The 14,474-nt window shown below is 51.2% G+C and carries 8 protein-coding genes; 2 read left to right on the top strand and 6 right to left on the bottom strand.

Translation table 11 applies throughout. The features are described 5' to 3' along the window. Positions 1-406: 406 nt before the first annotated feature. The 3 genes from KTQ90_RS04660 to KTQ90_RS04650 all read right to left on the bottom strand — a co-directional run bounded on the left by KTQ90_RS04660 (position 407) and on the right by KTQ90_RS04650 (position 7,951). Positions 407-2,734: a glycoside hydrolase family 20 protein gene (locus tag KTQ90_RS04660; protein WP_217317373.1), complete on the bottom strand. Its 2,328-nt coding sequence runs from the start codon at positions 2,732-2,734 to the stop codon at positions 407-409. A gap of 290 nt (positions 2,735-3,024) precedes the next feature. After that, positions 3,025-6,621: a pyruvate:ferredoxin (flavodoxin) oxidoreductase gene (nifJ, locus tag KTQ90_RS04655; protein WP_217317372.1), complete on the bottom strand. Its 3,597-nt coding sequence runs from the start codon at positions 6,619-6,621 to the stop codon at positions 3,025-3,027. Between the two features lie 142 nt (positions 6,622-6,763). Further along, positions 6,764-7,951, bottom strand: a complete 1,188-nt coding sequence (locus tag KTQ90_RS04650; protein ID WP_217317371.1) for an ATP-binding protein — start codon at positions 7,949-7,951, stop codon at positions 6,764-6,766. 273 nt (positions 7,952-8,224) lie between these two features. Here KTQ90_RS04650 and KTQ90_RS04645 point away from each other — a divergent pair, with 273 nt between their 5' ends. Both KTQ90_RS04645 and pyk read left to right on the top strand, forming a co-directional pair. Next, entirely contained in the window at positions 8,225-9,340 is a 1,116-nt protein-coding gene (locus KTQ90_RS04645; RefSeq protein ID WP_217317370.1) for a hypothetical protein, read from the top strand. Between the two features lie 99 nt (positions 9,341-9,439). After that, positions 9,440-10,888 carry a pyruvate kinase gene (pyk, locus tag KTQ90_RS04640; RefSeq protein WP_217317369.1) on the top strand — a complete coding sequence of 483 codons (1,449 nt, stop codon included), beginning with the start codon at positions 9,440-9,442 and terminating at the stop codon, positions 10,886-10,888. A 233-nt stretch (positions 10,889-11,121) separates the two neighbouring features. On the opposite strand, the gene KTQ90_RS04635 is transcribed toward pyk, so the two are convergent. From KTQ90_RS04635 to KTQ90_RS04625, 3 genes are all read right to left on the bottom strand, one after another. Further along, positions 11,122-11,820, bottom strand: coding sequence for a hypothetical protein (locus KTQ90_RS04635; RefSeq protein ID WP_022157952.1), 699 nt, complete (start codon positions 11,818-11,820; stop codon positions 11,122-11,124). 185 nt (positions 11,821-12,005) lie between these two features. Beyond that, positions 12,006-13,286: a Na+/H+ antiporter NhaC family protein gene (locus KTQ90_RS04630; RefSeq protein ID WP_217317368.1), complete on the bottom strand. Its 1,281-nt coding sequence runs from the start codon at positions 13,284-13,286 to the stop codon at positions 12,006-12,008. A gap of 79 nt (positions 13,287-13,365) precedes the next feature. Beyond that, on the bottom strand, positions 13,366-14,427 hold the full coding sequence (locus KTQ90_RS04625) for a LacI family DNA-binding transcriptional regulator (protein WP_217317367.1): 1,062 nt from the start codon (positions 14,425-14,427) through the stop codon (positions 13,366-13,368). Positions 14,428-14,474: the final 47 nt, after the last annotated feature.

The raw sequence follows: 14,474 nt of genomic DNA, 5'->3' as shown, positions 1-14,474 counted from the left end.
GCTTACTTTTGGGAAAAACAGACCCGAAGTCCAGTTTTAAAGGACTTCGGGCAGGGTTTTTATTCTCTTTGGAGTTTTAGCGGACAGCAATAATAAAGATACATTATTATCACTCCAAATGTAGGATGAATCTTATTGGTTTTATCGGACAGCAATCATAAATATTCAGCCAAAAGTCATCGTTCTCCGTACGCCGTCCGATTGGGTGGCGTACGAAGTCCGGTCGGATTGCGTTCGGTGTCCGATCGGACGGCGTACGGAGAACGATGACTTTTGGCTGAATAATACCCATCTTAGGGCAAATAAAAATGTGCCAAGACCCTAAGATTATTGCTAACCTAACGAGTCTTGGCACATTCTAATTGATAATAATATTCTAATTGATTATTATATTCTAATAAGTCAATTACATAATGCTTATTTCGTCAACAAAGAGGAACGCCGGCTTTCCCTTTCCGCTATGCCATTCGGGTATGCTGCGCTCCGATGCAGCCTTCACCTTTACGTAGCGAGCCTTTGTAGGCTGGAAGTCGAGCTTGTGAGTGTAAACCTTGTCGGCTGCGTTCTCGCCCAATGCCGGCAACTGCTTTGCAGCCACCTGCTTGAACGTCTTGCCGTCCTGCGAAACGCTCACCTCGATGTCGCGTGCGTCGAAGATCCATGAGCCTTTATCCACGCAGGTGTTGAACTCTACGTGCGAGATTACAGAAGGTTTCTGCATGTCGATAACAGCCTCAAGGTCGTTCTCGCAGAAGCCGAGCCAGCGTCCGGTGCCGAAGCCCGTGTCGCCAAGCAGTCCGTCGGTCAGCGCAGCCGCACCGTTGTAGGTGTAGCTCTTGTGAGTGGGCTGCAGTAGTGTGACGGGGCAAGCCGTTGCCTTGTTGAAGTTTATCTCCTGACGGCTCACGCTGCTTCGTTTGCCGTCGCGGAAGGCAGCCGCGCAGATGTTGGCTGACTTCTGCAGAACGATGGCTCCGGTGTAGAGCTGGCTGTCGGCTGTCGGCTCCGTGCCGTCGAGCGTGTAGCGTATCTCTGCGTCGCCGGTTGTGGTGAGGTGTACTACAATCTCGTGCCACTTCGTGTCGGCGTCAACGTGTATGTCTACGTTGAAGAGATGCTTGGCGTAGTTGTAGCCCAAGTGGTCGTAGAGATGGGTGAAGTCGACGAGGCGGCTTGTGAAGTCGGCGTAGTTCTTCAGCTCGGGCTGGCTCCACTGCACCTCGCTCAGCGCCGCCATACGCGGCAGAGCCATGTACTGCATCTGCTTGAATGTAGGCATGTACTCGGTCCAGATATTCGCCTGCACGCCGATGATGTGGCGTGCCTCGTCGGCTGTAAGCTCCTTCGGCATCGGTTCGTAAGAGTAGACGCGCTCCAGCGGCAGGTAGCCGCCGATAGCCTCCGGCTCGTTAGCCTTGTCGAGCGACTGGTAGTAGTCGAAGTAGAGGTAGCTGTTCGGTGTCATCACCACGTCGTGATGCTGCTTTGCAGCCGCGATGCCGCCAGCCTCTCCGCGCCACGACATAACGGTAGCGCCCTCAGCGAGTCCGCCCTCAAGAATCTCGTCCCAACCGATGGTGTTGCGGCCGAGCGACTTGAGGTAGTTTGAGGCGTGTGTGATGACGTAGCTCTGCAGACGCTCCTCGGCTGTGTGGCCGTCCTTCGCCTCAAGATGCAGTTCCTTGATGCGCTCCTGACACTTCGGACACTTCTGCCACTGGGTCTTCGGACACTCGTCGCCGCCTACATGTATGTACTTCGACGGGAAGAGAGCCACAACCTCTTTCAGCACGTCGTCGACGAATTTCATTGTCTTGTCGTTGCCGGCGCAGAGCACGTTGTCAGACACGCCCCACATCTCCCAAACCTTGTACGGACCGCCGGTGCAGCCCAGTTCGGGATAAGCCGCAAGGGCAGCCTGCATGTGTCCCGGCAGGTCGATTTCGGGCACAATCGTGATGTAGCGGTCGGCAGCATACTTCACGATGTCGCGAATCTCCTTCTGTGTGTAGAAGCCTCCGTAAGGCTTGCCGTCATACTTGCCCGTGTTGTGGCCGATGACGGTTTGTGTGCGCTTCGAACCAATCTCGGTGAGCAGCGGATACTTCTTTATTTCGATGCGCCATCCCTGGTCGTCGGTGAGGTGCCAGTGGAAGCGGTTGATGTTGTGCAGGGCGAGCATGTCGATGAACTGGCGTATCTCGTCGGTGCTTACGAAGTGGCGCGACACGTCGAGGTGGGTTCCGCGATAAGAGAAGCGCGGAGCGTCGACGATGTGAGCGCACGGGATGGTCACCTGCGACGCCTTACCGCTTACAACGGGCAGCGACTTGCGCAGGGTCTGTATGCCGTAGAACACTCCCGCTGCCGTTGCGCCGGCGATGCGTACGCTCTTGGCGTCGATGTCGAGCTTGTAGCCCTCGGCGTTGTCTATCGACTTGTCGATTGTGAGCACGATGGTGGCAGCGTTCTTGCTGCTCTTTCCTACAACTGGGCGTACGCCGGTGGTCTGCTCGATGTATGAGGCGAGCAAGGTGGCGTTGCGCTTCATGTCGTTGCTTTTGCTTGCAACCACAATCGATGTCTTGCCGTTGAGGATGAAAGGCGCGTCGTTAGTTATGTCTACCTGCAGCGGTTGGGGCACGATGTTGAAGTCCGCAGTCTGTCCCGATGCGGAGCCGGGCAGGAGGAATGCCGATGAGACAATAGCTCCTGTCAATAGTTTCAGATTCATTGTATTGTTACTTTTGTTTTATTTTAGTAGAATTTGTAACGTTAGGATTTGTTTCTTTTCCCCTTTCATTCTCGTCGTAGGGATAGTGTCATTGGAAGTGCAGACCGTAGATTTCGTTAGGTTTCTTCCAAAATATATATCAGTATTGCAAAGTTAGTGGAAATTGGGGACAATACAAAAAAAACGACAGCAATAATGCCGAAACATCATTGCTGTCGTTCCTTGTGATATCTATATCTTAGGAGGATAGGGTAGGCGTGCTATCCGTCTCCTCCTATGATTAAGTTCGATTAGATCTGCTCGCTCCAATTCTCCTGGCTCTTGCGAACGTAGGTCTGGTAGCGGAGCTTAGCCATCTTCTCTGCCTGGCTGAAGAGTTCGTCAGCCTCCTTCGGGAATGCCTTCTGAACAGAGAGGTAGCGAACCTCACCAAGGAGGAAGTCGCGGAAGTTCTCCCACTTCGGAGCCTTAGAGTCGAGTGTGAACGGGTTCTTGCCCTCGTCAGCCAACAGCGGGTTGAAGCGCCAGAGGTGCCAGTAACCGCAATCAACAGCGAGCTTTTCCTCGTTCTGTGAGCGACCCATACCGCCCTTACGCTTCAGACCGTGGTTGATACACGGAGCGTATGCGATGATGAGTGACGGGCCTGGATAAGCCTCTGCCTCACGGATAGCCTTCAATGTCTGAGCGTTGTCTGCACCCATAGCGATCTGAGCTACGTAGATGTAGCCGTATGTTGTCTGCATGAGGCCGAGGTCCTTCTTGCGGATACGCTTGCCCTGAGCTGCGAACTGGGCGATAGCGCCGAGCGGAGTAGACTTAGACGACTGACCGCCGGTGTTAGAATAAACCTCAGTATCGAGTACGAGGATGTTAACGTCCTCACCAGAAGCCAATACGTGGTCGAGACCGCCGTAACCGATATCGTAAGAAGCACCGTCGCCACCGATAATCCACTGGCTGCGCTTTACGAGGTAGTGGTCGAGAGTCTTGAGCTCTGCGCAAACCGGGCAACCCTTCTCTGCACCAGCAGCGATGAGCGGCTTAAGCTCTGCAGCAGCAGCCTTAGAACCCTCAGAGTCGTTCATGTTAGCCATCCACTTGTCAGCAGCAGCTACGAACTCTGCAGGAACGTGCTCGTCAGCCTTAGCCTCCTCGAGGAGGTGGCAGATGCGCTCCTTCATCTTCTTGTTACCGAGTACCATACCAAGACCGAACTCGCAGAAGTCCTCGAACAGTGAGTTGTCGAATGCCGGACCCTGACCCTTAGCGTTGGTTGTGTAAGGTGTAGACGGGATAGAAGCAGAGTAGATAGAAGAACAGCCAGTAGCGTTAGCAATCATCTGACGGTCGCCGAAGAGCTGAGAGATGAGCTTAACGTACGGAGTCTCACCGCAACCAGAGCAAGCGCCTGAGAACTCGAACAGAGGCTGAGCGAACTGAGAGTTCTTCGGGCTCTGCTTGATGTCTACGAGATCCTGCTTAGAAGCTACGTTGTGAACGAGGTACTCCCAGTTCTGTACTTCCTTCTGCATATCCTCTGCGTCAACGTTGAACGGAACCATCTTGAGAGCCTTCTCAAGCTCGCCGGTCTCCTTGTTCTTCTTGCCCGGGCAAACGTCGGCACAGTTGCCGCAGCCAAGACAGTCGAGTACAGAAGTCTCAATGCGGAAGTGCATACCCTTGAGAGCTGCCGGAGCCTTGATCTCCTGTGTCTCAAGACCCTCGATGCCTGCAAGCTCCTCGTCGGTAAGAACGAACGGACGGATAGCTGCGTGAGGACATACGAACGAACACTTGTTACACTGGATACAGTTCTCTACGTTCCATACCGGAACGAATGCCTCAACACCACGCTTCTCGAAAGCTGCGGTGCCGTTCTGCCATGTACCGTCAACGGTGTCGTGCTTAATGAAGTCAGAAACCTTCAAGAGGTCGCCTGCCTGGCCGTTGATAGGACGAACGAGCTCCTTAACGAATGCCGGAGCGTTGTCTGCCTTAGCCTCCTCGTCAGCGAGGTTAGCCCATGCCGGATCAACAGTGAGCTGCTTGTACTCACCGCCGCGGTCGACAGCTGCGAAGTTCTTGTCTACAACGTCCTGACCCTTCTTAGAGTAAGACTTAACGATGAATGCCTTCATCTGCTCTACTGCGAGATCCAAAGGAATAACCTCTGTGATGCGGAAGAATGCAGACTGGAGGATGGTGTTGGTACGGTTGCCGAGACCAATCTCCTGAGCAATCTTTGTTGCGTTGATATAGTAAACTGTGATGTTGTTCTGAGCGAAGATGCGCTTTACCTTGTTCGGGATGAAGTTAACGAGTTCCTCGCCGTCGAAGATTGTGTTCAAGAGGAAGTAACCGTTCTTGCGCAGACCGCGTGTCACGTCGTACATGTTCAGGTAAGCCTGTACGTGGCAAGCCACGAAGTTAGGAGTATTTACCTGGTATGCGCTGTGGATTGGGCTGTCGCCGAAACGCAAGTGTGAGCAAGTGAAACCGCCTGACTTCTTAGAGTCGTAAGAGAAGTAAGCCTGGCAGTACTTGTTGGTGTTGTTACCGATGATCTGTACAGAGTTCTTGTTAGCACCTACAGTACCATCAGCACCGAGTCCATAGAACTTAGCCTCGAACAAGTCGTCGCCGCCCATCGGAATCTCCTCTTCCTCAGGAAGTGAAGTGAATGTAACGTCGTCAACGATGCCCACTGTGAAGTGGTTCTTAGGCTGCGGGAGCTCGAGGTTCTTGAATACAGCAACGATCTTAGCCGGTGTTGTGTCTGAAGAACCGAGACCGTAACGGCCACCAACGATAAGCGGCTTGCGCTCGTCGTCGTAGAGAGCCGACTTAACGTCGAGGTACAGCGGTTCGCCCTCTGCGCCTGGCTCCTTTGTACGGTCGAGCACGGCGATGCGCTTAACAGTTGCAGGAAGAGCCTTCTTCAGGTAGTCTACTGCGAACGGACGGTAGAGGTGAACAGCAACCATACCTACCTTCTTGCCCTGCTTGTTCAGGTAGTCGATAGCCTCGCGTGCAGGCTCTGTAGCAGAACCCATGAGGATGATTACGTTCTCTGCGTCCTCAGCTCCGTAGTAGTTGAAGAGGTGATACTCGCGACCTGTGATCTTTGTCATCTCCTGGCAGTACTTCTCTACTACCTCAGGGATGCGGTTGTAGTACTCGTTGCAAGCCTCACGGTGTGTGAAGAATGTCTCCGGGTTCTCTGCTGTACCGCGTGTAACAGGGCGCTCAGGTGTGAGTGCACGGTCGCGGAAGCGCTTGATGTAGTCAGGATTTACCAACGGACGGATGTCTTCCATATCCATCTCTTCGATCTTGTGGTACTCGTGTGATGTACGGAAACCGTCGAAGAAGTTGATGAACGGTACTGATGTCTCAAGTGTAGCAAGGTGAGGAACTGCAGAGAGGTCCATAACTTCCTGCACTGAACCAGAGCAGAACATTGCGAAGCCTGTCTGACGGCAAGCCATAACGTCCTGGTGGTCGCCGAAGATACAGAGAGAGTGTGAAGCCAGTGTACGTGCAGAAACGTTGAACACGCACGGCAGCAACTCGCCTGCAACTTTATACATGTTAGGAATCATCAGCAACAGACCCTGCGAAGCAGTGTATGTTGAAGTGAGGGCACCAGCCTGGAGTGAGCCGTGGAGAGCGCCTGCTGCACCAGCCTCTGACTCCATTTCCTGGATAGAAACTCGCTGACCGAAGAGGTTCTTACGACCCTTGGCAGCCCATTCATCTACATGCTCTGCCATCGGAGATGACGGAGTGATAGGATAGATAGCAGCTACTTCTGTGAACATGTAGCTCACATGAGCGGCAGCTGTGTTACCATCACAAGTGATAAATTTTTTTTCTTTAGCCATTTTACTAATTCTTTAATTAGTGAATACTTATAGTGGTTTTTAAACTTTTTCTTTCTAAGCCTTGTTTTCTAAGCCTTCTTAAGCCTTTCTAAGCCTTTCTAAGCCTTTATACTTTCCTTTTTACTCTTTTACTCTTTTACTTTTAATAGAGTAGTCCGAACACCCAGAGCGGAATTTTGTCTGTCTGACCGACGTTGAGGTCGTAGGTGGCGTAGAGTTGTTCTGAGGAGTTGCGTGAGCGTCGCATGTGGTTGGCACTCGTAACGTGGAAGTGCTGCTTGTTGTCGATGATGTATGCGGCGTCGCGGTTGCCCTGGTTTACGCTGTGCTCTTTCCAAAGCATATTCACGAAGAACGTTTCCATCACTTCCTGACGGTCTGCCACGATGGGGTAGATGCAGTACATGAGATTAGGGTTGTACATCATCACCTTCGAAGGCTTCTTCGGGAACTCGTCGCCAGGATGATACATTATGTTTATCAGGCGTGCGTCAGATAGGTATTTGATGTAGTTCATCACCGTGGCGCGACTTGTCTCAATCTCTCCAGCCAAGTTACTGATGTTCGGCGCTTTCAGTCCGTCTACAGCAAGCAGGTAGAGAAGCTTCTTTATTTTTGTGAGATATTTGAGTTCGATTTGTTTTATCAGAAGAATGTCCACTTCAGTCATCATGTTCATCGTCTTGAGCAGATTCTCCTCAAAGTTGCGGTGCTCAAGGAAGAAAGGATAGAAACCATGATGAAGATAGTTGTCGAAGTTGTCGGCAATGTCCACCTTTCTTGCTATTTCGTTAGCTATCTCTACATGATTGGCGAGTATGTCGTCGAGTGTGTGGACGGGTATGTTGTTGCCGGTCTTTAGGTTCAGGTATTCGCGGAACGAGAATCCGCGCAGATTATAGCTCTTTACGATGCCACAAAGTTCGGGGTTTTCCTCCTTCAGTCGCATCACGCTTGAGCCGGTAAAGACGATTTTCAGGTTAGGACATTGGTCGTAGCACTTGCGAAGCTCGCTGCTCCAGTTCTGCTGTTTGAACACCTGGTCGATGAGCAGCACCTCGCCGCCGTGATTATAGAAGTCCATAGCAAAATCGGCGATGCCGCGTCCCTGAAAGTAGAAGTTGTTCATGTTCACGTAGAGGCAGCGGCGGTCGTTTGTGTCGAAGTTCTCCTTGGCATACTGCAAGAGGAATGTAGTCTTTCCGATGCCTCGTGTGCCCTTAATGCCAATGAGACGATCGCTCCAGTCAATCTCGTCCATAAGATTGCGTCTGACTGGTGCGTCCGTATGCTCTACGAGGTATTTATGAGTTTTAAAGAAAGCTTCCATTACTCTGTCTGTTGTTTCAGTTGCTTCAGTTGCTTTGAATGTTTTGCTATTTATTATATAGTCTTCTATAGCTATGCAAAGGTAATATTAATTTCTTTATTTGCAAACTCTGTATTGCAAAAACTGCATTTTTTTTTATTTTTTGCATTTGCATCGTTTGCTGTGTGCTATAATGCGGATATGTAGCCGCTCGAATGTGAAATAAAAGTGGTATTTTTGCACTTGCTTACGAAGTAATAGAAAATCTTACGAAGTAATTAAAGATAATAACAGATGAAGTTACATATATTCAATCCAGAGCACGACATAGCTCTTGCTGCCAATCAAGAACGTTTTACAGCCCCTCATGCGGGTCGACGTCTGCGCACCGACTTAGGATTCATACCTGTTTTCTGGGCTTCTGAAGGCGACATGGTGCTTGTAGACGATGTTGAGGCTGCGATAGAAGCGCGTCGCCATCTGAGTAAGTTTGGCAAAGATGTTGTTTTCGTGACTTATGCCGACTTGAAAGCCTTTGCTTTTGAAGACGTGGAGAGTTTTCAGGTAGATCCGTGGGGCTGGGACCGCACGATAAAAGAGCAGTTGCTGCGTGCGAACAGCAATCTTCAACCATTCATGCCAAGCGACGAAACGCTTGCCGCCATTCGTGAGATGAGCAGCCGCCGCTTCGCTGCAGAACATCTTCTGCCTCTGCTGCGTGAAGCAGGCGAGGAAAAGACCGTAGGCGAAGCCCGTTACTGCACAACGATGGAGGAGGTGAAGCTGACAATGGCGCAGAACGGCAAGAGCGTACTCAAGTCGCCCTGGAGCAGTAGTGGTAGGGGAGTGCGCTATGTAGAAACCGTCGCACCCGACGCGCATCTCGAAGGATGGGCTGCGAATGTCGTAAAACGTCAAGGCGGCATCATGGTAGAGCCACTATATAATAAGGTGTACGACTTCGGACTGGAGTTCTTCAGCAACGCTGATGGCACAATCGACTTCAAGGGAATTTCGCTTTTCGCCACACGCGGCGGTGCTTACGTAGGCAACATACTTGCTACTGAAGCAGACAAGCGCGAGATGCTTTCGCGATATGCCGACCTCGCACTTGTGGATAGCGTCAGCGCGCGTATCTGCAATATTCTTTCAGCTCATTTCAATGGCGTGTATGAGGGCGCTTTCGGTGTAGACATGATGGCTGTAGCACGCGAAGACGGCGACGGCTTCATGCTTCATCCGTGCGTAGAACTCAATCTGCGCCGCACTATGGGACACCTTGCTTTGGCTCTTACGCCAACCATTGCCGAGCCACAGCGCATAATGAGCATCAGTTATGCCGACAAGTATCGCATGAGAATACACGATACAGCTAAGAATTTGCTGAACACATCAATGGTAACTCCTTAGCTATTACACATATTTAAGATTTTATGTGTAGTAAATATTGGTGGTTTTTCTAAGAAAATCAGTAACTTTGCATACGAAAAACATATAAATATACATACGATGAAACAGACAAAGATTGTTGCTTCTATTAGCGATCGCCGTTGTGATGTCGAGTTCCTCCGCAAATTGTTCTTTGCCGGAATGAACGTTGTGCGAATGAACACAGCGCATGCGACGCCTGACGGGATACGTAATATTATAAAGAATGTAAGAACAGTTTCGCCCCACCTTGCCCTTATGATCGACACAAAGGGTCCGGAGGTGAGAACCACTGGCTGCGCCGAGCCTATAGAGTACAAGACAGGCGATGTCGTTAAGATATTCGGTCGTCCGGGTATGGATTCTTCGCACGACATCGTAAACGTTTCTTACATCGACTTTGCCAAGGACGTTAAGGTTGGTGATCATGTGCTCTTCGACGACGGCGAACTCGACATGCTTGTTATAGAGAACGACGGACCGATGCTTGTGGCTCAGGTGCAGAACGACGGTGTGCTTGGTGCGCACAAGAGCGTTAACGTGCCGGGCGAGCACATCGCTCTGCCTGCCATCACGCCGAAGGACCACGACAACATCCTCCTCGCTATCGAGGAAGACATCGACTTCATCGCTCACTCGTTCGTGCGTTCTGCCGATGACGTTTTGGCGATACAGAAGATACTCGACGAGCACAACAGCGACATAAAGATCATCTCTAAGATTGAGAACCAGGAAGGTGTGGACAACATCGACGAGATTATCGACGCTTCTTACGGCATTATGATTGCGCGTGGCGACCTTGGCATCGAGGTGCCTATCGAGCAGATATCTGGCATCCAGCGCCAGATTATCCGCAAGTGCGTGATGAAGAAGAAGCCGGTTATCGTAGCTACCCAGATGCTCCACACGATGATCAAGAATCCGCGTCCTACACGTGCCGAGGTTACCGACATTGCCAACGCCATCTATTCGTATACCGATGCGCTCATGCTTAGCGGCGAGACTGCAAGCGGCAAGTATCCGCTTGAGGCTGTACAGACAATGGCTGCCATCGCAGAGCAGGCAGAGAAAGACCGCTCGGCGTTGGGAGACTACGACGTGCCGATGAACGACAACTGCTCGCAGCGCGAGTTCCTTGCGCATGCAGCTATTGAGGCTACGAAGAAGCTCGGCGTAGCTGGCATCATCACCGACAGTCTTACTGGCGAGACCGTGCGCCACCTGGCTGCATTCCGCGGTCCGAACCCGATTCTTGCCATCTGCTACAAGGATAAGACTCAGCGCTGGCTGAACCTCAGCTTCGGCGTTATCCCCGTTCATCAGAAGGAACACGCGCCGGCTGCATACATGTTCACAGCTGCTTTGCGTATGCTCAGACAGAAGGGCTATATCGGTTCTGACGATAAGATAGCATACCTTAGCGGTAGCTTCGGATTGGGCAACCCGACGGGCACAACATTCCTCGAAATAAATAAGGTAAGTCAGGTGTTCGACAAGTCGTACGAGTTCCACTTGCCTAACAAAGAATAACAATAACAATAGTTATTTATAGCTGTTTGGTAAAACTAATAGTGTTATCAAACGTGATAAAGTCATCGTTCGCGTTCGTGGTCTGATTGGACGGCGAACGCGAACCGATTGGACGGCGAACGCGAACCGATCGGACGGCGAACGCAAACCGATCGGACGGCGAACGCGAACGGTGACTTTTCTTTTATATTTAGCTGGTCGGCTAATGCTTTTTAGTTTCCTTTTCTTTTCTTTTATTCCTCAATGGTCGAGATGCTGTTCTCGAATCTGTGTACGCAGCAGCTTGCTACCTCCACCGGCGCATAGAAGAAATACTTCTTGTAGTTGCGGAACGTCTTTCTCATAGCCTTCGAGTTGTTCGACACGAAGATGCCGGAATTATGGAACTGCCATTCGTCTTGCTTTATCACGATAGGTGCGTCGAGGGCTTCGATAGCCATGTCGTAGGCTTGCGGTGTGACGCTGGTTATGAACGGAATCTCGTCGAGCTCGAATCCGAGCGTCTGTATCAGAATGCTTGCCTCCAACTGTGCAATCTTTGCAAGTTGCAGTCGGCTGAGCCATTTCTCGAGCTTGATAAAATCGATCTTGTCGCCGTCCTTACGCAGATAATCGCCGATGCGCACGATGTTTGCGAAGTGCAAACCGTTGGTAAGGATGGTCTGTGTGGTCTGTACGATGATGTCCAGGAAGTTTAGGGTCTCTATCGACGAGTCTTCGCTGAACGGTTCCGTCTTGCGTATCTTCTTCAGTCGGCTGTTCAGCAGAAGATTCTGCATTCTCGAGAAGCCAGCGTCGGGCAGATTCTGCAGTCCGCCCACGACAGGTATGTCGGCGCGGTCGGCAAAATACTCGCCCAAGCCGTGCGTCTCAGCCAGCTTAGCCAGTACGTTCCATTTGTATTTGGACATGGGCTCTATTTCTTCGCTCATTCCAAACACCGTATTTTGCAGAATACGGAAAAAGTTACGCTTTATTATATCCATATCAGAATTGTGAGATGTTGAGATGGTGAGATGGTGTGGGGTGTTGAGGTGTTGAGGGGTGTTGAGTTTGGTTGGTGCACTTGAGACAAGTGCACCCCCTGAGGGGAGTCGATGTTGAGGGGTGTTGGCTGTTACGAGTATCTGCGTGGCAGACGGAAGACGATAGCCACAACTACGCACAGCGTCAGAGCCATGGGGTAGAACAGATAGGGCATTATTCTGACGGGGTTCAGCTGTGTCAGTCCGGCAGCCATAAGCATCTGTGCGCCGTAAGGAATGAAGCCTTGTGCGCAGCACGAGCACGTGTCGAGCAGACTTGCCACCTTGCGCTTGTCCAGTTCGAAGCGTTCGCTGATGCGTCGTGCGATGTTTCCGGTGGAGATGATAGCCACGGTGTTGTTGGCTGTGCAAAGGTCTACGATAGCCACCATGAGTCCGATTACGGCCTCCGCTCCGCGTTTGCCTTTGATGCCTGCCGTTGTCTTGGCGATGATGAAGTCGATGCCGCCCTTCTTCTGCACTATCTCGAACACGCCGCCCGCAAGCATTGTGATGATGATGAGTTCGCCCATAGAGAGGATGCCGTCGCCCATAGAGTGAAACCACTCGAATACGTCGAAACTTCCGTCGAGCAAGCCGATAACGCCGGTGATAGCCAGTCCGATGGTGAGCACCAGCATCACGTTCATGCCGGCGATGGCTGTAGAGAGAACGGCTATGTAGGGCAGTATCTTCAGATAGTTGATGCCGTGTACATTCACGAGCGGCTGCATCTCCTGACCTAAGAATACGTATAAGGCGAGTGTGATGATGGCAGCCGGCAGCGTGATGAAGAAGTTGACGCGGAACTTGTCGTTCATCTTGCAGCCCTGCGTGCTTGTTGCGGCGATGGTGGTGTCGGAGATGAACGAGAGGTTGTCGCCGAAGAACGCTCCGCCTACAACTACAGCCGTCAGCAGCGCCACGTCGAGCTGCATGGTCTGTGCCAGTCCGGAGGCGATGGGTACAAGAGCCACGATTGTTCCGACGCTCGTGCCAATCGACAGACTGATGAAGCAGGTAGCAATGAAGAGTCCGGGCAGCACCATATTGCTTGGCAGCAGCGAGAGCATGGTGTTCACTGTGGCGTCGACGGCTCCTATCGCCTTTGCCGAGTTGGCAAAGGCGCCAGCCAGTACGAATATCCACAACATCGTCATAATGTTCGGCGAACTGGCTCCGCGGCTGAATACCGCAACGTTCTTCTGCAGATTCTTGCCGCCTGCTATAGCTACGGCGTATATGCCAGAAATCATGAACGCTACGCTTATCGGCACTTTATAGAAGTCGCCGGCTATTATTGATGTTACAAGATACAATGTGATAAAAACCAAAAGAGGGCTTATCGCAAGAACTCCTTTTAAATTGTTCATGTTTATTTTTATTCTACTTAGTCTATCCTTTTAATGTACTTAGTCTTTTCTTTTTGTCTTGGAACTGTGTCTTTGCCGTTTAGAGCTGTGTACGGCGGTAGAAGTCGACGTTCTCTTTCGTCAGAAGCTCTATAGGCATGTAGTTCACCGGCTGCACCTTCTTCTTCAGCACGATGGCCTTGAACAAAGTGTCGACGCAGCTGTATCCCTGCTGGTATCCGTGCTGCGCGATGATGAACGACATGCTTCCCTGGCGCAGACACTCGGCGTTCTTTGCCACCATGTCGTAGCCCATAATCTGTATGTCGCGCATGTTGTTGCGCAGCAGGAACTCGCCCACGATGTGCGCCTTCGAGTTGAGTGTGATGCAATGGTGTATGCTTGGATGCTGCTCAAAGAATTCTTTCAGCATGGCATCGTATTCGTTGCGTGTGCCTTTGAACGGCAGACACAGCTCCGTAATCTTTATCTGTGGGAAATGGTCGTGCATATAATGGCGGAAACCTACTTCGCGGTTCACCTGCTGCTTGCTCGTCACCTTTCCGTCCTTCATCTGTTTCAGGAGCATTATCTCCTTCTCGTTGCTTGCGATGAGCATGAGCATCTTGGCTGCGAAATAGCCGCTGCAGAACGAGTCCTGACCGAAGAACGAGAGCGGCTTGAGGTCGGGCATGTATGAGTCGAGCATTACAAACGGAATCTGTCGCTCGTGGAGAATATCAGTGAATTGTCTTGTTATGTCTATTTCCTGCGGCACTATGATGATGCCGTTCGGGTTCGACTCGAGACATTGCGTGTAGCAGTCGACAAACGACTGGTTGTTGAAACGCTCATAGTACATGATCTTTACGTTAATGTTGAAGTCGCGTCTTACCTCGATGGCTTTCTTCACGCCTTGTTCTATCTCCTCCCAGTAGGCTTCCGACTCGTGCTGCGGTATGAGCGCATAGAACACGTATGTCTTGTTGTAAGCCAGGGCGCTTGCATAGACATTGGGCTGATATTCCATCTCCTTAAGAGCCTTCTCCACTTTCTCACGTGCCGGTGCCGACACATTCGGGCGGTTGTGTAGTACGCGGTCTACTGTTCCGACCGACACGCCTGCTCTTTCTGCGATATCCTTAATTCTGATTTTCTCCATTCTTAATGGTTGTGCGTTTCTTTAGAGTTTGTTATTATATGATTGGC

The sequence above is a fragment of the Leyella stercorea genome (assembly GCF_019052365.1).
Classification (GTDB): Bacteria; Bacteroidota; Bacteroidia; order Bacteroidales; family Bacteroidaceae; genus Prevotella.
This window is presented reverse-complemented; position numbering and strand designations above follow the sequence as displayed.